28 protein-coding genes are annotated in these 24,937 nt (G+C 60.2%); 13 read left to right on the plus strand and 15 right to left on the minus strand.

The annotated features are described in order from the left end of the window. Positions 1-104: 104 nt before the first annotated feature. From trmD to BOA8489_RS06925, 7 genes are all read right to left on the minus strand, one after another. Positions 105-917, minus strand: coding sequence for a tRNA (guanosine(37)-N1)-methyltransferase TrmD (gene trmD / locus BOA8489_RS06895; RefSeq protein WP_093973269.1), 813 nt, complete (start codon positions 915-917; stop codon positions 105-107). Then, on the minus strand, positions 914-1,420 hold the full coding sequence (gene rimM / locus BOA8489_RS06900; RefSeq protein ID WP_093973270.1) for a ribosome maturation factor RimM: 507 nt from the start codon (positions 1,418-1,420) through the stop codon (positions 914-916). Before rimM ends, trmD begins: the two co-directional genes overlap by 4 nt. A gap of 25 nt (positions 1,421-1,445) precedes the next feature. Then, entirely contained in the window at positions 1,446-1,838 is a 393-nt protein-coding gene (rpsP, locus tag BOA8489_RS06905) for a 30S ribosomal protein S16 (protein ID WP_093973271.1), read from the minus strand. An 18-nt stretch (positions 1,839-1,856) separates the two neighbouring features. Next, positions 1,857-2,153 carry a chorismate mutase gene (locus tag BOA8489_RS06910; protein ID WP_093973272.1) on the minus strand — a complete coding sequence of 99 codons (297 nt, stop codon included), beginning with the start codon at positions 2,151-2,153 and terminating at the stop codon, positions 1,857-1,859. Between the two features lie 31 nt (positions 2,154-2,184). After that, a complete protein-coding gene (locus BOA8489_RS06915) occupies positions 2,185-2,709 on the minus strand; it encodes a GNAT family N-acetyltransferase (protein ID WP_093973273.1) in 525 nt (174 codons plus the stop codon). Between the two features lie 5 nt (positions 2,710-2,714). Continuing rightward, complete coding sequence (ffh, locus tag BOA8489_RS06920) at positions 2,715-4,211, minus strand: signal recognition particle protein (RefSeq protein WP_093973274.1); 1,497 nt, start codon at positions 4,209-4,211, stop codon at positions 2,715-2,717. Positions 4,212-4,363: 152 nt separating this feature from the next. Next, positions 4,364-4,864 carry a hypothetical protein gene (locus BOA8489_RS06925; RefSeq protein WP_093973275.1) on the minus strand — a complete coding sequence of 167 codons (501 nt, stop codon included), beginning with the start codon at positions 4,862-4,864 and terminating at the stop codon, positions 4,364-4,366. Positions 4,865-4,944: 80 nt separating this feature from the next. Between BOA8489_RS06925 and BOA8489_RS06930 the strand changes: the two genes are divergently transcribed. Further along, positions 4,945-5,889, plus strand: coding sequence for a DMT family transporter (locus BOA8489_RS06930; protein WP_245813697.1), 945 nt, complete (start codon positions 4,945-4,947; stop codon positions 5,887-5,889). 9 nt (positions 5,890-5,898) lie between these two features. Here the strand turns inward: BOA8489_RS06930 and BOA8489_RS20385 are convergent, their stop codons facing one another. From BOA8489_RS20385 to smc, 3 genes are all read right to left on the minus strand, one after another. Next, entirely contained in the window at positions 5,899-6,072 is a 174-nt protein-coding gene (locus tag BOA8489_RS20385) for a hypothetical protein (protein WP_176440224.1), read from the minus strand. 72 nt (positions 6,073-6,144) lie between these two features. Next, on the minus strand, positions 6,145-6,690 hold the full coding sequence (locus BOA8489_RS06935; protein ID WP_093973276.1) for a metallophosphoesterase: 546 nt from the start codon (positions 6,688-6,690) through the stop codon (positions 6,145-6,147). A gap of 23 nt (positions 6,691-6,713) precedes the next feature. After that, the gene (gene smc, locus BOA8489_RS06940) at positions 6,714-10,169 is read right to left on the minus strand and encodes a chromosome segregation protein SMC (RefSeq protein WP_093973277.1); all 3,456 of its coding nucleotides are present in this window, start codon (positions 10,167-10,169) and stop codon (positions 6,714-6,716) included. A 197-nt stretch (positions 10,170-10,366) separates the two neighbouring features. On the opposite strand from smc, the gene BOA8489_RS06945 reads away from it, so the two are divergent. After that, complete coding sequence (locus BOA8489_RS06945; RefSeq protein ID WP_093973278.1) at positions 10,367-10,897, plus strand: NADPH-dependent FMN reductase; 531 nt, start codon at positions 10,367-10,369, stop codon at positions 10,895-10,897. Positions 10,898-10,926: 29 nt separating this feature from the next. Next, positions 10,927-11,721 (plus strand): HTD2 family dehydratase, encoded by a 795-nt coding sequence (locus BOA8489_RS06950; protein ID WP_245813699.1) that lies wholly within the window; start codon positions 10,927-10,929, stop codon positions 11,719-11,721. Positions 11,722-11,800: 79 nt separating this feature from the next. On the opposite strand, the gene BOA8489_RS06955 is transcribed toward BOA8489_RS06950, so the two are convergent. Then, positions 11,801-12,835 carry an NAD(P)/FAD-dependent oxidoreductase gene (locus BOA8489_RS06955; protein WP_093973279.1) on the minus strand — a complete coding sequence of 345 codons (1,035 nt, stop codon included), beginning with the start codon at positions 12,833-12,835 and terminating at the stop codon, positions 11,801-11,803. 60 nt (positions 12,836-12,895) lie between these two features. On the opposite strand from BOA8489_RS06955, the gene mnmC2 reads away from it, so the two are divergent. Continuing rightward, a complete protein-coding gene (gene mnmC2, locus BOA8489_RS06960) occupies positions 12,896-13,573 on the plus strand; it encodes a tRNA (5-methylaminomethyl-2-thiouridine)(34)-methyltransferase MnmC2 (RefSeq protein ID WP_093973280.1) in 678 nt (225 codons plus the stop codon). On the opposite strand, the gene BOA8489_RS06965 is transcribed toward mnmC2, so the two are convergent. Beyond that, positions 13,570-14,166, minus strand: a complete 597-nt coding sequence (locus tag BOA8489_RS06965) for an MlaC/ttg2D family ABC transporter substrate-binding protein (RefSeq protein ID WP_093973281.1) — start codon at positions 14,164-14,166, stop codon at positions 13,570-13,572. The genes mnmC2 and BOA8489_RS06965 overlap by 4 nt on opposite strands. Then, positions 14,159-14,932, minus strand: a complete 774-nt coding sequence (locus tag BOA8489_RS06970; protein WP_245813701.1) for an MlaA family lipoprotein — start codon at positions 14,930-14,932, stop codon at positions 14,159-14,161. The genes BOA8489_RS06965 and BOA8489_RS06970 overlap by 8 nt, the downstream gene beginning before the upstream one ends. Positions 14,933-15,150: 218 nt before the next feature. Between BOA8489_RS06970 and BOA8489_RS06975 the strand changes: the two genes are divergently transcribed. The 5 genes from BOA8489_RS06975 to BOA8489_RS06995 are packed head-to-tail and all read left to right on the plus strand — an operon-like array spanning position 15,151 to position 18,757. After that, a complete protein-coding gene (locus BOA8489_RS06975) occupies positions 15,151-15,615 on the plus strand; it encodes a RidA family protein (RefSeq protein ID WP_093973283.1) in 465 nt (154 codons plus the stop codon). Then, positions 15,612-16,379 carry a glycerophosphodiester phosphodiesterase family protein gene (locus BOA8489_RS06980; protein WP_093973284.1) on the plus strand — a complete coding sequence of 256 codons (768 nt, stop codon included), beginning with the start codon at positions 15,612-15,614 and terminating at the stop codon, positions 16,377-16,379. Before BOA8489_RS06975 ends, BOA8489_RS06980 begins: the two co-directional genes overlap by 4 nt. A 49-nt stretch (positions 16,380-16,428) precedes the next feature. After that, positions 16,429-17,613, plus strand: a complete 1,185-nt coding sequence (locus BOA8489_RS06985; RefSeq protein WP_093973285.1) for a GNAT family N-acetyltransferase — start codon at positions 16,429-16,431, stop codon at positions 17,611-17,613. After that, positions 17,610-17,903, plus strand: a complete 294-nt coding sequence (locus BOA8489_RS06990; RefSeq protein WP_093973286.1) for a 4a-hydroxytetrahydrobiopterin dehydratase — start codon at positions 17,610-17,612, stop codon at positions 17,901-17,903. The genes BOA8489_RS06985 and BOA8489_RS06990 overlap by 4 nt, the downstream gene beginning before the upstream one ends. Continuing rightward, a complete protein-coding gene (locus tag BOA8489_RS06995; protein WP_093973287.1) occupies positions 17,903-18,757 on the plus strand; it encodes a mechanosensitive ion channel family protein in 855 nt (284 codons plus the stop codon). Before BOA8489_RS06990 ends, BOA8489_RS06995 begins: the two co-directional genes overlap by 1 nt. Positions 18,758-18,760: 3 nt before the next feature. Here the strand turns inward: BOA8489_RS06995 and BOA8489_RS07000 are convergent, their stop codons facing one another. Beyond that, positions 18,761-19,249, minus strand: a complete 489-nt coding sequence (locus BOA8489_RS07000; protein ID WP_093973288.1) for a peroxiredoxin — start codon at positions 19,247-19,249, stop codon at positions 18,761-18,763. A gap of 79 nt (positions 19,250-19,328) precedes the next feature. On the opposite strand from BOA8489_RS07000, the gene BOA8489_RS07005 reads away from it, so the two are divergent. From BOA8489_RS07005 to BOA8489_RS07015, 3 genes are read left to right on the plus strand one after another with little or no spacing between them, the layout of a single operon-like run. Next, positions 19,329-20,537 carry an NAD(P)/FAD-dependent oxidoreductase gene (locus tag BOA8489_RS07005; protein WP_093973289.1) on the plus strand — a complete coding sequence of 403 codons (1,209 nt, stop codon included), beginning with the start codon at positions 19,329-19,331 and terminating at the stop codon, positions 20,535-20,537. Next, positions 20,534-21,097, plus strand: coding sequence for a 16S rRNA (guanine(966)-N(2))-methyltransferase RsmD (rsmD, locus tag BOA8489_RS07010; RefSeq protein WP_093973290.1), 564 nt, complete (start codon positions 20,534-20,536; stop codon positions 21,095-21,097). The genes BOA8489_RS07005 and rsmD overlap by 4 nt, the downstream gene beginning before the upstream one ends. Positions 21,098-21,144: 47 nt before the next feature. Next, positions 21,145-21,333 (plus strand): hypothetical protein, encoded by a 189-nt coding sequence (locus tag BOA8489_RS07015; RefSeq protein WP_093973291.1) that lies wholly within the window; start codon positions 21,145-21,147, stop codon positions 21,331-21,333. Here BOA8489_RS07015 and fdhF read toward each other — a convergent pair whose 3' ends face one another. Next, positions 21,334-24,099, minus strand: coding sequence for a formate dehydrogenase subunit alpha (gene fdhF, locus BOA8489_RS07020; RefSeq protein WP_093973292.1), 2,766 nt, complete (start codon positions 24,097-24,099; stop codon positions 21,334-21,336). It lies immediately after the preceding gene. Between the two features lie 181 nt (positions 24,100-24,280). On the opposite strand from fdhF, the gene BOA8489_RS07025 reads away from it, so the two are divergent. Continuing rightward, positions 24,281-24,922: a histidine phosphatase family protein gene (locus BOA8489_RS07025; protein ID WP_093973293.1), complete on the plus strand. Its 642-nt coding sequence runs from the start codon at positions 24,281-24,283 to the stop codon at positions 24,920-24,922. The last annotated feature ends 15 nt before the right edge of the window (positions 24,923-24,937 follow it).

Raw genomic sequence — 24,937 nt, forward strand, 5'->3', positions numbered from 1 at the left:
AGGGGGGCGGGCGTTTCAATCAAGGGGTAATCGAGGAAATCGGGGGCGTTGCCCCCGGTGGTTTCACCACCTCCCCCAGGATATTTTCAGGCCAATAATGAAGATCAGTGTTTGGCCTTGTCTTGAGTATAAGCGCGCCAGAGGTCGGGTCGGCGGGCTTTGGTGATTTCTTCAGCCTGTTCTTTGCGCCACTTCGCGACTTTGCCATGGTCGCCGGAAGTGAGGACCTCGGGGATATCGCGGCCTTCCCAGGTGGCGGGGCGGGTATATTGGGGGTGTTCAAGGAGGCCTTCGGAGAAGCTTTCTTCCTCTGTTGACGCGGCGTTTCCGAGGATGCCGGGGCGCAGGCGGATGGTGGCGTCAATCATGGCCTGGGCGGCAATTTCACCTCCGGTCATGACGAAATCACCGAGCGAGACTTCTTCGATGTCGTAGTGGTCGATAACGCGCTGGTCGAGGCCTTCGAAGCGGCCGCAGATCATGGTGATGCCTTCGGCGGCGGCAAAGCGTTCGGCCGTATGCTGCGTGAAGGGATTGCCGCGTGGGGAGAGGTAGACAAGGGGCCAGCGCGCGCGGTCATCAGGCGCGTCTTTCTGGGCGAAGCGGATGGCGCGGCCCATGATGTCGGGGCGAAGGACCATGCCGGCGCCGCCGCCTGCCGGTGTGTCATCGACATTTCGGTGCTTGCCTTCACCAAAGAGCCTGAGATCAATCGCATCGAGCTTCCATTTGCCTTCTTGCAGAGCTTTGCCGGTGAGCGAGGCGCCGAGAACGCCGGGGAAGGCTTCGGGGAAGAGCGTGATGATTTTCGCGGTCCATGCGCCTGCGAGGTCGGGGCGATCGGTCATCAGGTCGCGCGGTTTTGCCGTCGCGCTGATGGCGAGGCGGCCGTGGGATTTCGACGGTTTGTCGCTCATTCGAACAGGCCGTCTGGCGGGTCGGCGATGATACGACCCGCGGCGATGTCGACGGTGGGTACGGCGGCTTGGGTAAACGGCAGAAGCACAGGTTGTTTCAGGCTTTTGCCCGAGATTTCGAGCAGATCGCCAGCGCCGTGGTTCAGCACGGCTTTCACGCGGCCAAGCTCGGTGCCGCCAGTATCGAGTACCGTGAGACCGATCAGGTCGGTGTAGTAGTATTCGTCATCGACAAGCTCGGGCAGCTTGTCACGAGGCGCATAAAGTCGCGCACCGCGAAGACCGTCGGCGGCGTCTTTGGTGCTGACACCGCTAAGGCGTGCGGCAAAGCCGTTCTTGACGGATCGCGTGATGCGCACATCCCACGAGGTCGCTCCGTCCTCGGACGTAAGCGGCCCATAGGTCGCGATGGCGTCGGGCTCGGCGCAAAAGCTTTTCAGCCGCACCTCGCCCTTCACACCAAATGAGCCGGCAATGGCGCCGACGCAAACCCGATCAGTCATGATCCAAGCCGCCAGAGGCTGCGGATTACTCCGCAGCCTCTTCTGCTGCTTCTGCTGCTGGGGCTGCGTCTTCGGCAGGAGCGGCAGCTTTCGCGGCTTTTTCTTCTGCGCGCTCAGCGGCTTTCTTGCCAGGGACAGCTTTGTTGGGGTTGTTACGCTCGGTCTTTTCACGGACGCCGGCAGCTTCAAGCATGCGTGCGATACGATCAGTCGGCTGTGCACCCTGGTCGAGCCAGTACTGGATGCGTTCCATGTTCATTTTCACGCGGTCTTCGCTGTCTTTTGCGAGAAGCGGGTTATAGGTGCCGAGCTTTTCGATGAAGCGGCCATCGCGTGCCATACGGCTGTCGGCTGCAACGATTGCGTAGTGGGGGCGCTTTTTGGAGCCACCGCGAGAGAGGCGAATTTTCATAGCCATGATCTTGATCCTTATAAGTTATTTCTGGTGTTGTCTGTGATGTTGGATAACTTCCTGGATGATGAAAGCCAGGAGTTTTTTGGCGAATTCGGGGTCCAAATCCGCTTCTCTCGAGAGCCATTCGAGGCGTTCGATCTGCTTGGCCTCGCGCGCAGGATCACTGGGCGGGAGGTCATATTCTGCTTTCAGTTTGCCGACAGCCTGGGTCTGCTTGAACCGCTCGGCCAGCGTATAGACGAGGATGGCATCAAGGCGGTCGATGCTGTCGCGGTGATCCGAGAGAAGCTCGGCGGCGCGGGATACGGCGTCGGTCATGGGCGTGTTCCTGAGAAGGGGGCAACGAATGTCATGCGGCCACCGGTCGGGCGTGGAGCCAAATGTCGAGTTCACCAAATTCGGGATGGGTGAACGTTTCGGTCTTTCGGCAGTCCATGCGTTCGGCGAGGCGAATGGAGCGAATATTATCGGGCATGATCAGGCTGACAATGCGGGTCCAGCCGAGGGTGTCATAGGCATAGTCGCGGGTCGCAGTGGCGGCCTCAAGCGCGATGCCCTTGCCTTCGCCGTTCTCATAGAGCGACCAGCCAATTTCAGCTTCGGGCCAGTCGAGCGGGTGATAGATGCCGACCACGCCATAGGGTTCATCGGTTGCCTTGTCGGCGACCATCCAACGGCCATAGCCGCGCAGTTGCCACTGGCCGATAATGCCTTCGAGGTGATGGAAGCTGGAATATTCGTCATAGGGGCCACCAACGCCGACGCTGCGCTCCGAGGCGCGAAACGCGATATGCGCATCGATGTCCGAGGCTTTGGGGAGCCTCAGGCGCAAGCGATCGGTTTCGATCTCGGGGATATGGAAGGCGACGGTCATCGGGCTTATTTCTTTTTGCCAAAGCCCGAGAGACCGGGGGGCAGAGCAGCGCCGCCGCCCATGCCGGGGAAGCCGCCGCCCATTTTGCTCATTTGAGCCTGTGCTGCGTCAATTTCGGCTTGGCTTGGCATACCGCCGGGGGGCATTCCGCCTTTTCCGCCAAGCAAGCTGCCCATCTGGCGCATCATGCCTTTTTTCCCCATTTTCCCCATCTTCTTCATCATGTCCGCCATCTGGCGGTGCATTTTCAGAAGCTTGTTGAGGTCCGAAACCTGCATCCCGGCGCCAGCGGCGATGCGTTTTTTGCGGCTGGCTTGAAGGAGGGCGGGGTTGGCGCGTTCTTTCTTGGTCATGGACTGGATGAGGGCGATCTGGTGCCTGAGGACTTTGTCGTCCATGCCAGCTTCGGCCATCTGGTTCTTCATTTTGCCCATGCCGGGCATCATGCCCATTATGCCTTCCATGCCGCCCATCTTGAGCATCTGCTCAAGTTGGCCGCGAAGGTCGTTCATGTTGAACTGACCCTTCTGGAAGCGCTTCATCATGCGCTCGGCCTGTTCGGCCTCGATGGTTTCCTGTGCTTTTTCGACGAGGGCCACGATGTCGCCCATGCCGAGGATGCGACCAGCGATACGGTCGGGCTCGAAGGTCTCGATGGCGTCCATCTTTTCGCCGAGGCCGACGAAGCGGATGGGTTTGCCGGTGATGGCGCGCATCGAAAGGGCGGCGCCGCCGCGGCCGTCGCCATCCATGCGGGTGAGGACCACGCCCGTGACGCCGATTTTGTCGTCGAATTCGGTTGCGACGTTGACCGCGTCCTGACCGGTGAGGCCATCGACGACAAGAAGTGTTTCGCGCGGTTGGGCGACGTCTCGGACGGCGGCTGCCTGGGCGATCAGTTCTTCGTCGATGTGGAGGCGACCGGCGGTATCGAGCATGTAAACGTCATAGCCGCCAAGCGATGCCTGGGTTTTGGCGCGGCGGGCGATGGCGACGGGGTCTTCGCCTTTGACGATTGGAAGGGTGTCGACGCCGATTTGCTTGCCGAGGATCGCGAGTTGTTCCATCGCGGCGGGACGGTTGGTGTCGAGCGAAGCCATGAGTACGCGCTTGCCCTCGCGGTCTTTCAGGCGTTTGGCGAGTTTGGCGGTGGTGGTCGTCTTACCTGAGCCTTGCAAACCCACCATGAGGATCGGCGCGGGCGGGTTATCGATTTTCAGCGCGCCGGGGTCTGCGTCGCCTTTCAGGACGTGGACAAGTTCGTCGTGGACGATCTTGACGACCTGCTGGCCGGGCGTGACGGATTTGGTGACGGATTGGCCGGTGGCTTTTTCTTGAACCGCTTTGACGAAGTCACGCGCGACGGGCAGCGACACGTCGGCTTCCAGTAGGGCGACGCGCACTTCGCGCAGGGCGGTTTTCACGTCGTCCTCGGACAGCGCACCTTGTTTTGTCAGACGATCAAAGACGCCGGAGAGGCGATCTGAGAGATTTTCAAACATACGCACGGCCTCTTAGCCTGTTGATCCATGACCGGCACATATGCACCAATCGCCTAAACGCCAAACGCCCCCATGGGCGCAACGCGCTGATGGGGGGCGATCCCTGTGAACAGGGACCGGGAGAAGTGTCGCTCCCGGAGGTTGCCGGTGGATTACGGCGCGCGGGCGTCGGAGTCAAGCTTGGCATCACTTAGCCAGCGGTTGATCGTTTCGACGATATCGGCGGTGTGGGACATGTTGGAATAGGCAGTGACCAGCGGCACGCGCAAGTCGCCCGCGCCCCGGTGCAGGACAACCATGGGGCGGTCGAGCCTTTTTCCGTCGGAGTTCGTGGTGTGTTCGATGATGGCGTGTTCGACGTCCTGCAAGGGGCGGGTATTTTCCATGAAACCAAAGACAGTTCTGCGGCGCAGGGTGAAAGTTTGGCGCGGTCTGTCGAAGATGACCTGAACGCGGCGGACGAAGGCCACGAAGCAAAGGCCGCCGATGCCGCCCCCGAGGACCGCGAAGAGGAGGCCGATGATTTCGCCATCGAAGATCATTGAAAGGCCAATTCCGACGAAGATCAGGATGAAAACACTGAGCAGGATGGACATGATCCATGGCACATAGGCAAGGATCAGCTGGTCAGGATTGTCGCGGGTGATCTTCATGTGCCCGATCTTACGGGCTGGGATGCGGTCTTTGAAGAGTACGCCTGACCTGCTTGCTTCGTGCTGGTTTGCCGTGCTTGATGGGCGGGACGTTCAAAGGAGCACCCGACATCGTTACCTCGGCCACCCCGCTCGAGCCGCCTGACGGCGCGCCGACCCGCCGCTCGGAGAGTGGAAAGGGCGCGGCGTTGATGCTGTTGGGGATGTTCCTGTTTGCCGCGGTTGACACGGGTGCGAAACTGCTGACCGAGGGGCTGCATCCGATCCAGATCACATGGACCCGGCAGTTGGGGCTGTTGGCGGGAGCGATCTTTCTGATTGCATATCATGGGCGGTCGATCCTGCGGACGTCGCATCCCCGGTTGCAGATCTTGCGGGGAGCCATGGCTGTTGGGTCTGCCACTTTGTTCATTGTCGGCGTTACTTTTGTGCCTTTGGCCGATGCGGTTGCCGTGACGTTTGTGGCACCGTTTATCGTAACGATTCTCGGGGCGCTGATCTTGCGCGAGCCTGTTGGCTGGCGGCGTTGGATTGCGGTTTTCCTTGGGTTCTTGGGGACGCTGATTGTCATTCGACCCGGAATGGGCGTGATACATCCGGCGGCGTTTTTCGTGCTGGTTGCGGCTGTTTTCTTTGCGTTCCGGCAGATCATCTCGCGCGCTTTGGCGGATACGGACAAGACGGCGACAACGGTGGTTTACACGGCGATTGTCGGAAGTGCTTTGTTGACGCTGCCATTGCCGTGGGTCTGGATCACGCCTGACCGTGAACAGTTGTTAATCCTTTTGGGAATCGCGCTGCTGGCCGGGGTGGCGGAGGTTTGTGTGATCAAGGCGCTGGAAGTTGCCATGGCCGTTGTCGTCGCGCCGATCCATTACAGCATGATGGTATGGGGCACCTTTTACGGGTTCATGGTATTTGGGCAATTGCCCGATATGTGGACGATTATCGGAGCGGCGGTGATCATTTCGACCGGGCTTTATACGCTGAGGCGCGAGTATCTGGTCACGCACGGGCGTACCTGAGCCGATGCGCTAATAGGTCAGCACAGAGTTTTCGGGCAGGCCGACATCTTCGAAATGGACAACGACATTGGGTCCGTCGGTCAGAAGAATTCCGTAACCGGCGGGTTCGTCTATGGACGATGTCGAGGTCTCGTCACCGAGGATCATGGGCTGCTGGTGGCAGGGGCTTTTGAAGATGGTCATGGAGAGGCCGTCGATCGTGGCGTGGATGGTGCGGTGGACGTGACCTGCGAAAACATGGCGTGTATCGTGGGCTTACAAAAGCGTGCGGACTTCGTTGGCGTTGGCGAGGTTGATCCGGTCCATGCCGGCAAAGCCGGTATCAAAAGCGTGATGGTGCATGAAGATGAGGCAGGGATTGGGGCTTTCGGCGAGGGCGGTTTGCAGCCATGCCAGTCGGTCGGGGCACAGGATACCGGCATGTGGTACGTCCGGGGTTTCATCAACGGTATCGAGCAGAATGAGCCGGGTGTCGGGCAGGTCGATCGTGGTTTGGATGAAGCCGTCTGCGTCGGTTGGTACGTTGGGGAAGGCTTGGCGGAAGGCGGCGCGGTTGTCGTGGTTGCCGATGAGGAGGCTGACCGGCCAGGGAAGGTCCTGAAGCGTGTCTTTCAGGCGGTCGTATTCGGGCGGTGTGCCGTGGTGTGTGAGGTCTCCGGTGAGGATCAGGCGGCTTGCGTCGCTGTGGTGCTTGACGGCATGGGCGAGCGTTTCTGACAGGCGCAGGGCAGGGTCGAGGCCGATGATCGATGTACCGGCTTCGGTGATGTGAAGGTCGGTCATGACAAGGATTTTTGCCATGCGGCGAACCTTTCTGCGGGGCTTCAGGCCACCATGGACTCGGCTTTTTTGAGGTCAACGGACACAAGTTGGCTGACGCCTTGTTCGGCCATGGTGACGCCGAAAAGGCGATCCATGCGGGCCATGGTCACCGCGTGGTGGGTAATTATCAGGAAGCGCGTGTCGGTTCGGCGGCACATTTCGTCGAGGAGGTCACAAAAGCGCGTGACGTTAGCGTCATCGAGCGGGGCGTCGACCTCATCCAACACGCAGATCGGGGCCGGGTTCGCGAGGAACACCGCGAAGATCAGCGCGAGCGCGGTGAGTGTCTGTTCGCCGCCTGAGAGCAAGGAAAGCGTTGAGAGCTTCTTTCCGGGCGGCTGACACATGATTTCGAGACCGGCATCGAGGGGGTCGTCGGATTCGACAAGAACCAGCTTGGCTTCGCCGCCGCCGAATAGGTGCTTGAATAGCATCGAGAAGTTGGAGTTGACCTGTTCGAATGCAGTCAAAAGACGCTCGCGACCTTCTTTGTTGAGGCTGGCGATGCCGTTTCTGAGGGCGCGGATGGCGGCCTCTAGATCGGTTTTCTCTGCAACAAGGTTGGTATGTTCTTCCTCGACTTCGCGAGCGTCTTCTTCGGCGCGCAGGTTGACAGCGCCAAGGGCGTCGCGGTTGCGGCGCAGGCGCAGGACGTCGGCTTCGATTTTCTCGGCAGAGGGGAGTTTTTCAGGGTCGGCGTCCAAGGTTTCGAGGAGCTTTTCGGGCGTGGTTTCCTGTTCTTCTTCGATCCGCCCGGCGGCGTGAGCCACGCTTTCGCGGGCAGCGTCTGCGCGGGCCTCTGCCGCGGCGCGGGCTTCGCGGGCGGCGGAGGCGGTGCGTTCGGCTTCGCGTTCGGTGTCCTTGGCGTCGCGCTCGGCGGTTTCGGCGAGGGCAAGCGCGTCGGCGGCGTCGCGCCGGCGGGTTTCGGCGGTAGCGAGCGTGTCGGCAAGGCGGTCACGGTCGGCGGCGATGCGACCGGGCGTGCCTTGGGCTTCGGCAAGCTCGGCCTCGGTGGCTTCGCGTCGGCTGGCGAGTTCGGCGATGCGGGTTTCGGCGCTTTCGAGGCGCTTTTGCCAGGTTTCACGCTCGCGGGCGATAGCGGCGAGGCGGTTTTTGCGGGCTTCGCCGTCGCGCTTCAATTCGTCATGGGCGGATCGCTTGGCCATCATGGTCATCCGCGCGGCCTCGACGGTGACCTTTAGGTCCTCGGATGTGGCGCGCAGGGCGTCGAGGTCGTCGAGACCTTCAAGGCCGCGTTCGGCTTCCTGCAGGCGCTGGCGTGCGGCTGTGGCTTCGTCGCCGTGACGCGCTGTTGCCAGATCGGCGGCGTCGCGTTTGCCGGCGGCGATGTTGCGGTCGGCTTCGGCGCGTGACAGGGCGCGGTTGGCTTCGGCCAGCGCATGGTCTGCGGCGCGGCGGGCGTTGCGGGCGTCGGCAAGCTGTCCAGCGAGGGCTTCAAGCTCGGCTTTCAGGTGATCGTGCGCGCGGGTGGCTCCGTCGGCGCGGGCGGTTGCGGCCTCAAGTCCCTGTTTCAACTCTTCGAGGCGGTTCAATTGTTCGAGACGCAGGGCAGCGGCGGAGGGGGCGTCGCCCGAGCCAGCGCGGAAGCCGTCCCAGCGCCAGAGATCGCCTTCAATGGAGACGAGGCGCTGGCCGGGCAGCAGATCGGCTTGCATGCGCGGGCCGTCGTTGCGGTCGATGAGGCCGACCTGCGAGAGGCGGCGCGCGAGGACCTGCGGGACGGTGACGTAATTCGTGAGCGCTGCGACGCCTGCGGGCAGGGATTGCGGTTTGGCGTAGCCCGGAAGCGAGGCCCAGCCGGAGGGGTCGTCGTCTTCGATGGCAGGGGCGCGCAGATCGTCGGCGAGGGCCGCGCCAAGGGCTTTCTCGTAGCCGGATTTAACCGAGAGAAGGTCCATGACCTGCCCGCCCTCGGCGGTATCGCGGTTAACAAGATTGGCGAGCGCTGTGACTTCGGCTTGAAGGGCCTTGGCTTCGCCTTCGGCGGAGGCGCGTTCTGCGCGGGCGTCGGCTTCGCGCGACTGGGATGCTTCGCGGGCATCATCGACGGTGACAAGCGCGGCCTCGGCGGTAGTGGCCAGCTCGCTGGCGGTTTTCAGGGCGGTTTCGGCAGTTGCGAAGGCGGCGGTGGCCTTGGCGAGATCCTGTTCAAAGGATTTGGCTTCCTCGCGGGCTTTTTCCTCGGCGGCCTCGCTGCGGGTCAGGGTCGTTTGGGCGTCGTCGCGCAGACGCTGGGCGGACTGATGTCGAGCGGCAAGGCGGGCCACGTCTTCAGTCAGTGTCGAGAGGTCATTCTCGCGATCTTGCAGAACGCTGGCGGCTTGGTGGGCTTCTGCTGAGGCGGTCTCGACGGCGGCTTCGAATCCTTCGCTTGCGGCATCAAGTTCGGCAGTCTCGGCGACAAGGCGCGCGAGTGTTTCGCCTGCATCGGAGTTCAGCGCCGTTTCGCGTTCTGCGTCGGCGGTGAGTTGCGCGATACGCGCCTGAAGGGTCTCGATGGCGCGGTTGGCGCGGTCTTCGTCTTCGGCCAGTTGGGCGATCTGCACCTGCACGCGCTGAAGCAGGGCTGCCGCGATGGCCTCTTCTTCGCGCAGGGGCGGGAGGGCTGCTTCGGCTTTGGCGCGGTCGCCGGTTGCGGCGCGTGCGAGGCGTTCGGCCTCGGCTGTGGCGCGGGTGCGTTCGGCAAGATTGGCGTCGGCGGCGATGCGAGTGTCTTCCGCTTCGCGCCATTTGAGGTAGAGAAGCAGACCTTCGGCGTGGCGCAGCTCGCTACCAATTTCGCGGTATCGCTTGGCCTGGCGGGCCTGACGCGCGAGGGAGGCAAGCTGGTTGGCGAGTTGCTCAATCACGTCGTCTACGCGGGTGAGATTGGTTTCAGCACCTTTGAGCTTCAGTTCGGCTTCGTGGCGACGTTGGTAAAGGCCCGAAATGCCTGCGGCTTCTTCGAGGATGCGACGGCGCGCCTTGGGTTTGGCGTTGATGAGTTCGGAGATCTGTCCCTGCCGCACGAGGGCGGGCGAATGCGCGCCGGTGGAGGCATCTGCGAACAACATCTGGACGTCGCGGGCGCGCACGTCCTTGGTGTTCACCTTGAAGGCCGATCCGGCGTCGCGGGTGATGCGCCGGATAATATCAAGGCCATCACTGTCGTTGAACCCGGCTGGCGCGAGACGGTCCGAGTTGTCGAGGGTCAGTGCGACCTCGGCAAAGTTACGGGCTGGTCGGGTCGAGGCCCCGGCGAAAATCACGTCTTCCATGCCGCCGCCCCGCATGGCGGAGGGGCGGTTTTCGCCCATAACCCAGCGCAACGCTTCAAGCAGGTTGGACTTGCCGCATCCGTTTGGACCCACAACACCTGTCAGCCCGTCCGCAATGACGAGATCGGTCGGGTCGACGAAGCTTTTGAAGCCGTTGAGGCGCAGTCGGGAGAAACGCACGTAGTCTGACCTTCAGTTTCAGGTGATTCCAGTCACGAAGTGTCCGATCTGGGGCGTTGGGAGTCAATGTCGCACGCAAGCTAAGGTGTGTATATCGGCAGTTATCCACAAGATGTTGGGAAAATGCGGGCGAATCCTTGCGATTGGTCGTTTGAGGGTTAGGTGCGGTCAAGAGAAGAACACAGTGAGGTCATTCAGTGCTGCTAGGAATTTCAGGGTCACTTCGGGCGGAAGCGACCAACAGGAAGCTCATTCGCGAGGCGGGGCGTCATTTCGGGGGCGACTTCGTCGAAGCGGACATTCGTTTGCCGCTTTATGACGGCGACGCCGAGCAGGCCTCGGGGATTCCGGCGTCCGTTCAGCTTTTAGCGGATCAGATTGCAGCGGCTGAGGCCGTCGTCATCTCGACGCCGGAATACAATCAGTCCTTCTCGGGAAGTCTCAAGAACGCGCTGGATTGGGTCAGCCGAACCAAGGGCGGGCCATGGGCCGGAAAGCCTGTCGCCTTGATGTCGGCGGCTTCGGGTCGCGCCGGTGGCGCGCGGGCGAATTATGCCCTGCGGCTTGCCATGACACCATTTCGGACGCGGTTGCTGCCGATGGAAGTTCTTTTGGCGGCCTCCCGCGACGCTTTCGATGAGAACGGCCGTTTGATTTCCGAGCGCGTGGACACTCAGGTGGCGGACCTGATGGCTGCACTGAAGTCAGAGATCGCGCGCGGGGCTTGAGACGCTTGTCGCGGCACTGAGGCGGATTTATGATCGCGGTCATGAATGCTGATGACGCCGTAACGATACCCGACCGGATTGACCCTGCCCGCGCCGAGGCCTGGCTGGCCATGTTGGGCGAAGCAGGATCGGTCGATGTGGGCGCGGTCTTGCCGCCTTTTGCGCATTGGGCCTATTTCTGGCAACCCGTTCCGGGGGAGCTCTTGGGCACCGACGGGCATGTGGCGCAAGGGATGGGTGCGCCGCTCTCACGTTTGCCGTTGCGCATGTGGGCAGGGGGACGCGTAAAGTGGCACGCGCCGTTTCGCGCCGGCGTCGTGGCGAAGAAGGTCTCGCGCGCCATCGGAGTGACGCGCAAGTCGGGGCGGAGTGGTCAGCTTGATTTCGTAACCATGCGGCATGAGGTTTTCCAGCGGGGCGCGCTGCTGCTGAGCGAAGATCAGGACATCGTTTATCGAGGGGAATCCAGTGCGCCGGCGGAGGGACCAATCGAAACCGGAGAAGCGGATGAGCGCCGTCCGCTTAGGCTGGACGCGCCGTTCCTGTTTCGCTTTTCCGCGCTCACTTTCAACGCCCATCGTATTCATTACGACGCTCAGTATGCGACAGACGCGGGATATGCAGGCTGTGTGGTCCATGGGCGGTTGCTGGCAACGATGTTGGCGATGTTCGCTAAAGCGCATCGGGGGACGCTGAATTCGTTTTCCTTTCGCGCGACCGCGCCTTTGGTCCTGGGAGACGTTGCGTGGCTTTGTCGCGCGGGAGACCGGTATTGGGTTGAAGGCCCCCGGCGGCGCATTTCGATGACGGCAGAAGCGCAGTAAGGCTTGGCGCAGGCGTGATCCGGGGTGCAGTCCTGTCGTGGATGTTGGTCTTTTGGTATTTTTGAAAGGGTGAATTGGGTCAGGTGGTCAGTCTGAAGCCATCGGGGATGCTGTCTTTGCCGTCCAGCATCAGATCGCACATGGTTTGCGCGATCATCGGTGCCACGCCAAAACCTATCTTGAAGCCACCGTTTGCGACGAAGTGTTGCCTGCGGCCAGGCCATGCTCCGAGCAGGGGAGCGCGACTTTTCGCGCGAGGGCGCACGCCGGCCCAGCGTGAAATGACGGGGGCATCGCGCAAAACGGGCATCAGGTCTTTGGCACGCAGGATAATGTCATCGAGAAGATGATCGGTCGTGTGAGGTTCGGTGAATTCGCGTTCCGAGGTTGAGCCAATCGCAACAGTTCCGTCCGTATGGGGGATGATATGGAGCCCGTTTGCGAATATCTGGGGGCATCCTGATGCGTCATGCTGGAGCAGTGCAGCCTGGCCTTTGACGCCGTTTCCGATTGGTGCCGCCAAGGCTTCAGACAGGTCTTCGAGGCCGCGCCATCCGGTGGCCCAGAGAACGAGGCCTTCGTCTGGTGCTTCGGCAACGATTTCGCCGCCTTTGACCCTTATGGCCGCGGCAAGGCTTTCGCAGGCGCGTCTTGGGTGGAGAATAGCCGACAATGTGTCGTGTATATAAAGGCCCGTTTCAGAGGGCGCGCGCCAGTTGCCTGCGTCTTGGGATTCGACGACATTCCAGCTTGCCTGCGCCCCCCAGAACTCTGCCGCACCTTTCGCGCGGGCGCGCGCCATGACGATCTCGCGTTCTCCTGCGAGAGGTTGGAGGCGGCCTGCCCTTGCGAAGCCTGACGTTCGTCCTGAAGTGGCTTCGACCTGCTGCCAGAAGGCAGGCGCCATGGTCAGCGCGTCAAACTGAAACTGCTTCTTTTCGTTCCAGACATCCGGTGTATGGGGCTGAAGCGCGCCGACGATGCCACCCGATGCGCCCGAAGCCACACCGTTGGGGTCGATCAGGCGGACCGTGGCGCCGCGCTGCAGAGCCATCCATGCAGTCGCAAGGCCGAAAATTCCCGCGCCGCGCACCGTAAGATCGACCGTTGCCAATGTTGGCTCCTATTGCCAGTGTTTGTCGGTAGTGCAGGGGACTTAGGGCGAAAAACGGCAGTGGACCAGCATCCGGACATCACATGGCGCGGAAGTGTGCCCATAGCATCGCGTTTTGATGACCCGTATTTCTCGCTTGAGGACGGTTTGGCGGAAACGGGCCATGTATTTCTTGCGGGCAACGGCCTGCCAGATCGTTTTCGGGACGGGTTTCAGGTTGCCGAACTTGGCTTTGGAACGGGACTGAATTTTCTGGCGACCTGGGCTGCCTGGAAAGAAGCGGATGTAGCGGGGACGTTGCGTTTTACGTCGTTTGAGCTTTTCCCGATGGAGGCTGAAGATATGGCACGGGCCTTGTCGGTTTTTCCGGACGTTGCAATGTTGGCCGGACCATTGCTGGATATGCGCCGCGCTGGAGGCTTTGCGTTCGAAGAGCACGGTGTTGAGTTGGAAATCATCGTCGGAGACGCGCGTCGCGAGGTTGCGGCATGGGCGGGGTCCGCGGACGCCTGGTACCTTGACGGATTTGCGCCCGCGCGAAACCCTGAACTATGGGAGCCCACCCTGTTGTCGGAGGTTGCGCGGCACACCTTGGCGGGAGGCACCGCCGCCACCTATTCTGCCGCGGGCGCGGTCCGGCGTGCGTTGTCGGATGCCGGTTTTACGGTTGAGCGGTGTCCGGGATATGGGCGCAAACGCCATATGACCGTTGCGCGCATGTCAGGCGGTGCGCTCTAGCCTGCGCTTTTGAGGTCGCGGATCAGCGCGTCGATATTTCCGCCGTTTTTATCGAGCATCGCACCGATTTCCGCGCGTTCTGATTTCAAAAGGCTGATGCCTTCGATCAGCAGATCAAAAAAGAGGTTCGACCCGGACCTGTCAGAAACCATGAAGGTCACAGCGAAGGGTGATTGACCGCGAAGCTTTGCGACGGCCTGAACTTCCTGAAAGCTCTTGACCTGACGCGCATCTTCGACGGTGATTTCGCCGCCAATAAAGTCGCGGAACTGCTTGCCGTACTTTCGCGCAAGATACCCCGCGAATGCATCAGAGAATTGGCTGAGTTGCTGGCTACTGGCGCTGCGTGCAGGCGGGCCGAGCGCAGAACGCGAGATCGTCGGCACGTCCGCGTAGCGGTTGAAGAGCGCCTCGAAATCGCGATACATCGCCGCTTCCGACTTGCCCGAATTGATGACGGAGTTGATCTTGGCGACCACTTCGTCAATCAACCCGCGCGCTTGTGCCGTGTTGAGTGTAAAGGCCGGGCTTGCGGCCAGCGCGATGGCCGAGATCATGCCTGCCAGCGTGGTGCGGCGTGTGAGCTTATTCATCAAACAATCCTTCGTAGAGGTCATCGTACAGATCGATCGCTGCATCATCCGATGTTTCCCCAAGGGCGAAGCGGCGGGAATCCAGATAGAAGAGACGCGTCTGCGCGTAGCTGTCCGCGCTATCGTAAAGAATGCCGTCGATGGTTTCCGTGAGGTCGTAGCGGTTGTTGATTATGGTTCCGGCCATAAAACCTAGCCTGTTGTCTTCTGCCTTGTCGCCAAGTTTCGGCCCTAGAACGCTGCCGATCGGGTCGGTCAGGATGTCAACGAAACGCCCTGCGGCGTCGCGCTCGGTCGAGGGGCCGAGAAGCGGCAGAACGACATAGGCCCCTTCGCTTGCGCCCCAGTTGGCCAGGGTGTCGGCAAACCCCGTATCGCGTGACTCAAGGCCCATTTCGGTCGCGGGATCGAAGAGGCCCAGCAAACCTAGTGTTGTGTTCACAGCAAAGCGTGCCGTGTTGTGGATGGCGTCCCCGATGTCGCCTTGAAGCACCTTGTTGATGACCGCGCTTGGCATGCCAAGATTTTCGGCTGCATTGTCAACCGAACGACGGACCGGACCGGGAACGAGCGTTCCGTAGACCTGGCTTGCGGGACGCAGGGCCGAGCGGTCCAGCTCGAGGTTCACGCGATGTGTGGCGCGATTTACGCTTTCATAAGGGTCGTGCACATCTGTGCCCGGTTCCGGAATGGAGCAGGCGGACAGGACGGAAAGTCCGAGGCCAATCAGCAAAGTGCGTTTGGCAAAAGCACGGGAAGGCAGCAAAATAAGACCTAATCTATAATTTCGTTCGGCAGCATAAGTGTTGCGGATACATATGTGATAATGCGTTAATGAACAGGGAGGTGAAGCGTAATATCACGCAATTTTGCGTTAAGTGTTGCCACGGCACCGCGTCTGAGCGAAATCATGCTGATAAGTGCAAGTCATATGCGATCGTGCCGAAAACCCACCGTTCGCAATCAGAAACAAGGATATTTCCTATGAGCAGCGATTTCGAACAACGTCTTGAAGAGATGGGGCTTTCTCTTCCTGATGCGCCTGCCCCTGCCGCCAATTACGTGCCTTTCGTGGTCGTCGGGAACACCGTGTATGTGTCGGGCCAGGTCGCGGTGAATGCGGACGGGATGATCAAGGGCAAAGTCGGTGCCGATCTGACGACGGAAGAGGGGGCAAAGGCGGCCGAGGTCTGCGCTCTGGCGCTTTTGGCGCAGGCGAAGAAAGCCTGTGGCGGCGATATTTCGCGGTTGAAGCGGGTGGTGAAGCTGACCGGGTTCGTGAACTCCACACCGGATTTTGTCGATCAGCCCAAGGTCATCAATGGCGCTTCGGATTTGTTTGTTGCGCTCTTGGGAGACAAAGGGCGCCATGCGCGTTCGGCTGTCAGCGCGGGTGCGCTTCCTTTCAACGTTGCCGTTGAAATCGAGGGAATATTCGAGATCTCATGAAGATCGCGCTTCCTCAGTCTTTGATCAATACACCTCTGGCGCATCGTGGTTTGCACGATGCCGCCAAAGGGCGAATCGAAAACGCGATGGCCTCGTTCCGGGCGGCGATTGATGCAGGATATGGCATCGAGCTGGATGTACAGCTCTCGGCCGATGCGCAGGCGATGTCATTTCATGATGACACATTGGATCGATTGACCAGCGAGGTCGGGTTTGTTCGAGAGCGCACGTCGCGAGAACTGGGCACGATCAGGTTGAATGGGACTGACGACACGATTCCAATGTTCCGAGACGTTCTGGACCTTGTTGCCGGGCAAGTGCCGTTGCTGGTTGAAATCAAGGATCAGGACGGAGCGTTTGGTGACGGTGTCGGACCCCTGGAGCGGGCGGTCGCACGCGACTTGCAGGATTATCGTGGTGATTGCGCCGTGATGTCATTCAATCCGCATAGCGTTGCGGCCATGCAGGCGTTGTTGCCGCGCACAGCACGGGGGATCACCACCGAAGGCTTTGAGCCAGAGCCAGAGGGCATTTCGCGTGAAGTATTGGACGGATTGCGGGACATTGATGCCTATGATCGCGTGGGCGCAAGTTTCATCAGTCATGATCGCAATGATCTCGACCGCCTGCGCGTGATGGAACTGAAAGCGCAGGGTGCGCGTGTCTTGTGTTGGACGGTACGGTCTCGGCAGGAAGAGACACAAGCGCGCAAAGTTGCAGAAAATATTACTTTTGAGGGCTATCTGCCCGCGCTTGCGGGTTGAACATCGCGCAGTACGGACCACGTTTGAGTGATGCCCCGAGAAGAGACCAATGAGCGCGCCTGACATCGAAATATCAGTGCTTGGCAGTCTTGCCGAGATCGCCTCCGACGAGTGGGATGCTTGTGCTTGCCCCGAGGCGGCCGATGGCGAGCGGGCGGTTGATCCCTTTACCACCTATCGTTTCCTGAAAGCGTTGGAGGACAGTCGATCTGTCGGAGCGGGCACTGGCTGGCAGCCGCATCATCTGGTGGCGCGGGCGGGCAGCGAAGTGATCGCGGTCGCGCCGATGTACGCAAAGGGCCACAGTCAGGGCGAATACATCTTCGATCACAACTGGGCACATGCCTGGGAGCGTGCCGGGGGACGGTATTATCCGAAGTTGCAGATCGCGGTGCCGTTTACGCCAGCCACGGGGCGTCGGTTTCTGACAAGATCGGGCGAAGAAGACCGCGGGTTTCAGGCTTTGGTGCAGGGGCTGCTGCATGTCGGGATGCAGAACCGGTTGAGTTCGGCGCATGCCACGTTTTGCACACTGGATGAGGCGATGCGTGGGGCCGAGATGGGGCTTTTGCACCGCGTAACGCAGCAATATCATTGGATGAATGACGATTACGGGTCGTTTGATGATTTTCTCGCGGCCTTGTCATCGCGCAAGCGCAAGACAGTGCGCAAGGAGCGACGCACGGCGCAGGGCTTTGGCGGCGAGATCGTTCAGTATTCGGGCGATGATTTGCGGCCCGAACACTGGGACGCATTTTGGGAGTTCTATCAGGACACTGGTTCGCGCAAATGGGGCACGCCTTATCTGACGCGGTCGTTTTTCGACATCGCGCAAGACCGGTTGCGGAACGACATGCTTCTGGTTCTGGCGCTTGAAGACGGGAGGCCGGTGGCGGGTGCTTTGAATTTCGTCGGACGGGATGTCTTGTTCGGGCGTTATTGGGGTGCGATCGAACACTATCCCTGTCTGCATTTCGAACTGTGTTATTATCAGGCGATTGATTACGCAATAAAGCACGGTTTGCGGGCGGTGGAAGCCGGAGCGCAGGGTGAGCACAAGCTGGCGCGGGGGTACTTACCGGTGGAGTGTCATTCGTTGCACTGGATGGCGGATGACGGGTTTTCCAATGCGGTGTCCGACTTTCTGGATGCGGAAAAACGGGCCGTTTCGGATGATATCGAGATTTTGACAACCTACGGACCATTCAAGAAGATCACGAAGGAGCCGACATGAGCGAGAAATTGACAGGAGCCAAGCGGGAGACGGTCTTGGCCGGGCTTACCGGGAACGGCTGGGTCATAGATGGCAATCGTGACGCAATCACCAAGACGTTCAAATTCGCGAATTTCGTGGATGCCTTTGGATGGATGACCCGGATGGCGATTATCGCTGAGAAGATGAACCATCACCCGGAGTGGTCCAACGTCTATAACAGGGTCGAGGTGACCTTGACGACGCATGATGTGGATGGTTTGAGCGCGCTGGACGCTGAATTGGCGCAAAAGATGGATAAGGCAAAGTAATGGAATATCTCGATCAGCTTCTGGGCTATGAAATTGTCGAAGGCACAACCGTCGGAGATGTTTTCACGGTTCAATTCCTGGTCGATGTTGCGGGCCAGGTGATGCTTGCCAGCATCATTCTGATTGTCGGTTTCTTTCTGGCGGGTTTCTTCCGGCGTCGGATTATCCGGCTGGCAGAACGGTCACGCCACTTCGACAAGACGATGGGCAGTTTCCTGGCCAATGTGGTGCGCTATGGCATTCTGGCGCTGACAATCATCTTCGTATTGCAGAACTTCGGCTTCCAGACCGCGTCATTGGTTGCGCTTCTAGGTGCCGCCGGTTTGGCCATTGGTTTGGCTTTGCAGGGGGTCCTCAGTGGTGTGGCGTCAGGCGTGATGCTGGTGATTTTCCGACCCATCAAAGTGGGCGATTTCGTCGAAGTGAACGGCGTGATGGGCACGGTGAAGGACATTTCGATCTTCAACACCGAGCTTGCGACGCTGGATAACGTGCAGATCATCATGCCGAATACCTCGGTCTGGTCGAATACGATCACGAATTATTCGGTCTATGACAAGCGCCGCGCCGAGTGGGTTTTTGGTGTGGCTTACGGTGCGAATTTGGCCGAGGCCGAACGGATCATTCGCGACACGATCCTGAACGATCCAAGGTCCTTGGACGATCCCGAGCCGTTCATTCAGGTGAACAACCTCGGCGATTTTTCGGTCGATTTTCTGGTGCGCGTCTGGGTGGCGGCGCCTGAATACTTCAAATATCAGGCGGATATGAAGCGGCAGGTTAAAGAGGCGTTCGATGCGGGCGGGATCGAAATTCCGTTCCCGACACGCACCGTTCTGAACGTCAGCGAATAAGCCTCAGACCATTTCCAGAAGCGTTTCGCCTGCGGTCATTTCGCAGATGCCGCGGCCTTCTTCGATCTGAAGGACTTCGACCACGCCGTCGTTGACGATCATCGCACATCGCGCGATGCGCTGGATAAAGCCCACGGGAGGTGCGTCGAATGTCAGGCCGATCGACTGGCCGAACGCGCTGGACCAGTCAGCGAGCATCGTGATGCCGGCGGCTTTCGCGCCCGTGGAGTTGCCCCAGTGGTCCATGACCTGCACATCATTGACCGCGACGCAGATGATCTCGTCGATGCCCTTCTCCAAGAACGCATCATGTGTGCGGATGAAGCTGGGCAAATGCGCCATGGTGCAGGTCGAGGTATAGGCACCGGGCAGGCCGAAGATCACGACGCGCTTGCCAGCGATATGTTTGGCGATGTCGATTTCTTCGGGGCCGTTGTCGCCCATGTGAAGAACAGTTGAAGGCTGAATACGGTCGCCGATGGTGATAGGCATTGCGGGAGTGCTCCGGGTGGTTAGTAAGGTTAAAGGGGGACTTAACGTCTTGGCGGGATTTGACCAGAGGGCAAAGCAAATGAGTGGAATTGTGGTTGTTGGTGGCGGGCAGGCAGGCGCGTCGTTGGTTGCGAAGTTGCGCAGCCTTGGGGCGGAAATGCCGATCACGTTGATCTGCGGCGAGAGCGTGCCACCTTACCAGCGCCCGCCATTGTCGAAGGCATATTTGCTGGGGGATATGGCCGAGGAGCGGCTCTATTTGCGGCCCGAGGCTTGGTATTCAGACAACAATATTGATCTGCGTCTGGGCTGCCCTGTCACTGAAATCGACACGGATCGCAAGACGGTCGACTTGGGCGGTGAATGGATCGAGTATGATCAACTTGTTCTGACAACGGGATCTGTTCCAAACCATCTGCCGGCAGCTATTGGAGGCGATCTGGAAGGGGTATTCACGGTTCGGGGTCTGGCGGATGTGGACCGGATGGAGCCTCGGTTCCAGCACGGCGCGCGGGCTTTGGTCGTCGGTGGCGGATATATCGGACTTGAAGCGGCGGCGGTAGCCACGAAGCTGGGAGTGCATGTGACGCTGATCGAAATGTCGCCTCGTATTCTGGGGCGAGTCGCTTCGGCCGAGACGGCGGATGTGATCCGGGCCGAGCATGTCTCGCACGGGGTGGATATTCGTGAAGGTGTCGGCCTGGAAAAGCTTGTGGGCGAGGGCGGGCATGTGACGGGCGCGCTCTTGACGGATGGCACGATGCTGCACGTCGATTTCGTGATTTTGGGCATTGGCATTCGCCCCGACACGCGGCTCGCCGAGACAGCGGGTATAGCGTGTAACAACGGGATTGCGGTGGATGCGTTTGGGCAGACCTCAGAGCCCGGGATTTGGGCGGCGGGGGATTGTGCAAACATTCCTTACGAGAACGGACGGCTGCGGCTAGAATCTGTGCAGAACGCGATTGATCAGGCCGAGATCGTGGCGGCGAATATTCTGGGGGCCGAGGCGCCTTATGTTCCGATGCCGTGGTTCTGGTCGGATCAGTATGATCTGAAGTTGCAGATTGCGGGTTTAAGCACCGGGTATGATCGCGTTGTGACGCGGCAGGTCGGGGGCGGGCAGAGTATCTGGTACTTCGCCGGGGATAATTTGCTGGCCGTGGATGCCGTGAATGCGCCGCGCGATTACATGGTGGGTAGACGCTTGATCGAGGCGGGAAAGAGCCCGCCGGCTGATGCGTTGGCGGACCCCGAAACTGATTTGAAGGCGCTTTTAAAGTCGTGAGGATTATCGGCGGACGCATGCGCGGGCTTGGATTGGCCTCGGTCGGGAAGGGGGATGCGGTGGCGCATTTGCGGCCCACGTCCGACCGCGTGCGGGAGTCGATTTTCAATCTTTTGCAGAATGGTGGTTATGGCGATCCGGTTGATGGGGCGCGGGTGTTGGATCTGTTTGCAGGGACGGGTGCATTGGGTCTTGAGGCGTTGAGCCGGGGTGCGGAGTCTTGTGTGTTTGTCGACTCGGGTCGGGTCGCTGGGCGGTTGTTGGCGGAGAACATCGAGCGGGCGCGGGTGTCGGATGTGGTGCGCATTATTGCTCGGGATGCGCAGCGGCTTGGAGCGCATTCCGGGGATTTGGCGACGCTGGTGTTTCTGGACCCGCCTTATGGCAAGGGACTTGGGGCGCGGGCTTTGGAGGTGGTGGCCAAGAGCGGTTGGCTCGCTGAGAGGACACTGGTGGTTTGGGAGGAAGCGTCCGAGCAAGATGCGCCGGACGGGTTCACCAAGCTCGATGCGCGTCGGTATGGCGACACTTGGGTGACGATGCTGGAGTACGACGGCTAAGGCTGCTGTGATTTGGTGAAGTCGGAGTGCTAGGTTATGCTGGACCTATGAGCGATGCTGCATCATCCGACTGGGGCGTCTTTCCGCGAGTTGAAGCGGAAGAACGCAGGGCTCCAACACCGAAGGCGAACTGGCCGTTGATGGGGGACGTTCTGGCTTCTCGTGGGGGCGTGCCGGAGCATCTGATCCAATGGCAGCGCGCAATGGGCGAGCACGACCCGGAACCGCTGCTTTAGCTATTCAGCGGCGATCTGTTCGTCTGCTTTTTCCACTTTGACGGCCGCGAATTTGAACTCGGGGATTTTGCCGTAAGGGTCGATCGCCGAGTTCGTCAGAATGTTGGCGGCGGCTTCGACGAAGGCGAAGGGGACGAACACCATGTCGGGCGCGACAGCGCGGTCAGCGCGGGCCATGAGGGTGATCGTACCGCGTCGGGTGGTCAGGCGCACGTGGCCGCCGGGTTCTACGCTCAGCTTGCGCAGTGTTGACGGGTGAAGCGAGCAGTTGGCTTCGGGTTCGACAGCGTCGAGCACTTTGGAGCGACGGGTCATGGAGCCGGTGTGCCAGTGTTCGAGTTGGCGACCTGTGGTCAGGATCATCGGATATTCGGCGTCGGGTGTTTCGTCCGGGGCGATGACGGAAGCAGGCGTGAAGCGCGCGCGACCTTCTGCGCGAGGGAAGCCGTCACCGAAGACGATGGGCTGGCCGGGGTCTGTCGGGCTGAGGGACGGATAGGTCACGGCGTTTTCATTTTCGAGCCGGTCCCATGTGATGTTGTTCAGTGAGTTCATGTTGAGCTTCATCTCGGCGAATACATCTGCCGGAGATGCGTAGTCCCAGTTGAGGCCGCAGCGCTTGGCGAGGTCGACGGTGATTGCCCAGTCTTCGCGTGCTTCACCCGGAGGTGCGACAGCGGGTCGGCCCATTTGCACCTGTCGGTTGGTGTTCGTGACGGTGCCGGATTTCCCATAAAAGGCAGAGGCGGGCAGGATCACGTCGGCGTAGTTTGCGGTTTCGGTGATGAAGATGTCTTGCACGACGAGGTGGTCGAGCTTTGCCAGTGCGTCGCGGGCGTGGTCGACGTCGGGGTCGGACATGGCCGGGTTTTCGCCGAGGATATACATCGCCTTGATCTGGTCGTCGTGGACGGCGTCCATGATTTCGGTGACGGTGAGGCCCTTCTCGTTGGAGAAATCGCCCGAGTTCCAGACATCCGCAAAGGCCGAGCGCACGCCGTCGTCGGTGACGGACTGATAATCAGGCAAAAACATCGGGATAAGCCCCGCGTCGGACGCGCCCTGCACGTTGTTTTGCCCACGCAAAGGGTGAAGGCCTGCGCCGGGACGGCCGACCTGACCGGTCATGAGTGCGAGGCTGATGAGGCAGCGGGAATTGTCGGTGCCGTGGATGTGCTGGCTAATGCCCATTCCCCAGAAGATCATCGCAGCCTTTGCGTTTGCGAACTCGCGGGCCACTGTGCGCAGGGTTTCAGGATCGATGCCGCAGATCTCGGACATCTTTTCGGGAGAGAAGTCCTTGAGGTGGGCTTTTTCGGCTTCCCAGTTTTCGGTGTAGGCTTCGATGTATTGCTGGTCGTAGAGTTTTTCTTCCACGATCGTGTGCATGATTGCATTCAGCATGGATACGTCCGCTCCGGGGCGGAATTGCAGCATGTGGGTCGCAAACCGACGAAGACCGACCCCGCGCGGATCCATGACGATGAGTTTGCCGCCACGCTTGGTGAATTGCTTGAAGAAGGTCGCGGCAACCGGGTGGTTTTCGATCGGGTTCGCGCCGATGACGATGGCGACGTCGGCGTTTTTGATCTCGTTGAAGGTGGCTGTGACCGCGCCGGAGCCGACGTTTTCCATCAAGGCTGCGACCGAGGAGGCATGGCAGAGCCGGGTGCAGTGGTCGACGTTGTTGTGGCCAAAGCCCTGACGAATGAATTTCTGGAAAAGGTAGGCTTCTTCGTTGGTGCATTTGGCCGAGCCAAAGCCAGCAACTTCGCGACCGCGCCCTTTGAGGCCGTTTGCGGCGATGTCCAGGGCTTCGTCCCATGTCGCTTCGCGGAAGTGGGTCTGCCAGTTGCCGGGGTCGACGTTCAGACCTTTCGCGGGGGCGTCTTCGCGACGGACAAGGGGTTTTGTAAGGCGGTGCGGGTGGTGGATGTAGTCGAAGCCGAAACGACCCTTTACGCAGAGGCGGCCTTCGTTGGCGGGACCGTTGATGCCTTCGACGTATTTCACGTTGCCGTCTTTGACCTTGAGCGAGACCTGACAGCCGACGCCACAGAAGGGGCAGATAGAATTTACTTCGCTGTCGAAATCTTTGCTGTCGCCGGTGCCGGCACCTGATGTGACGGTGGCGGGCATGAGGGCGCCGGTCGGGCAGGCTTGCACGCATTCGCCACAGGCGACGCAGGTCGAGTCGCCCATCGGATCGTCGAAGTCGAAGACCGGATAGCTGTCGTGGCCGCGCCCTGCCATGCCGATGACGTCGTTGACTTGCACCTCGCGGCAGGCGCGCACGCAGAGGCCGCATTGAATGCAGGCGTCGAGATTGACGCTCATGGCGACGTGGCTGTCGTCGAGAAGTGGAATGCGACCGTCTTCCAGTTTAGGGAACCGCGAAGTTTCGATGCCTTGGACACCGGCCATGTCCCAGAGGTGACTAGATTTATCGTGAGCGACGTCTTGTTCAGGTTGATCCGTGACGAGCATTTCCATGACGAGCTTGCGGGCCTGAGTTTCGCGTGCGCCTTGGCTGGAGACTGTCATGCCTTCGGTCGGGGTGCGGATGCAGGACGCGGCCAGAGTTCGTTCGCCGTCGATTGCGACCATGCAGGCGCGGCAGTTGCCGTCCGAGCGATATCCCGGCGCATCCTTGTGGCACAGATGCGGGATCAGGGTGCCGATCCGTTTGGCGACTTCCCAGATGGTTTCGCCGCGCGCGGCTTCCACATCGCGGCCATCGAGGGTGAATTTGATCGTGTCGCTCATGCGTTAGGCTCCCTTTGTGGAAAGGTTAGACCACCGACGCAGGCTATGGAACGTCTCAAAGGCGACAGGGGCGGGTGAAAATGCGTCTTTGACTCGCCGAGGGTGTCAGATCGGAAACTTGCGTCGGTGCTAATTGGCAAGCAGAGCGCGATCCGGTATCGCCCTTGGAGAAGGAGTTCTCATGGGCGAAATTGTTCTGGTCCGGCATGGGCAAGCGAATTCTGCGGCGACGACGGAAGACGACTATGATCGGTTGAGTGCACTTGGTGTGCGCCAGTCGGAGTGGCTTGGCGAGTGGATGCGGGATCATTCCTATGCGTTTGATCATGTGCTGTCCGGCACGCTTGTGCGGCATCGCCAGACCGTCGGCGCGATGGGCTGGACGGCGGACGAAGATGCGCGGTTGAACGAGATCGACTATTTCCGGCTGACGGATCAGATGCACACCGTATTGGGTGAACCGATGCCGACGCCTGAGACGTTCAGTGATCACATGCCCAAGGTCTTCGCCGCATGGAAGCAGGCTGAGATCGAAGGGCAGGAGACCTACGAGAACTTCGAAGCACGAGTTGCGGATTTGCTGGAGGAAGCCTCGGTTCCAGGGCGCAGACTGCTCTGTGTCACCTCGGGCGGGGTAATCGGGATGGTGCTGCGGCATATTCTGGACCTTGATATCGTGCGGATGAGCCATGTCATGCTGCCGATCTGGAATACCTCAATTCACCGTCTTACGGTGCGGGATGGGGCTGCATTTCTGGCGGGTTTCAACGCGATCCCGCATCTTGACCGACCTGAGCGCATCGACGCGCGCACACATTTCTGAGGGAGATGACAGATG

Source organism: Boseongicola aestuarii, assembly GCF_900184815.1.
In the GTDB taxonomy this organism is placed as follows: domain Bacteria; phylum Pseudomonadota; class Alphaproteobacteria; order Rhodobacterales; family Rhodobacteraceae; genus Boseongicola; species Boseongicola aestuarii.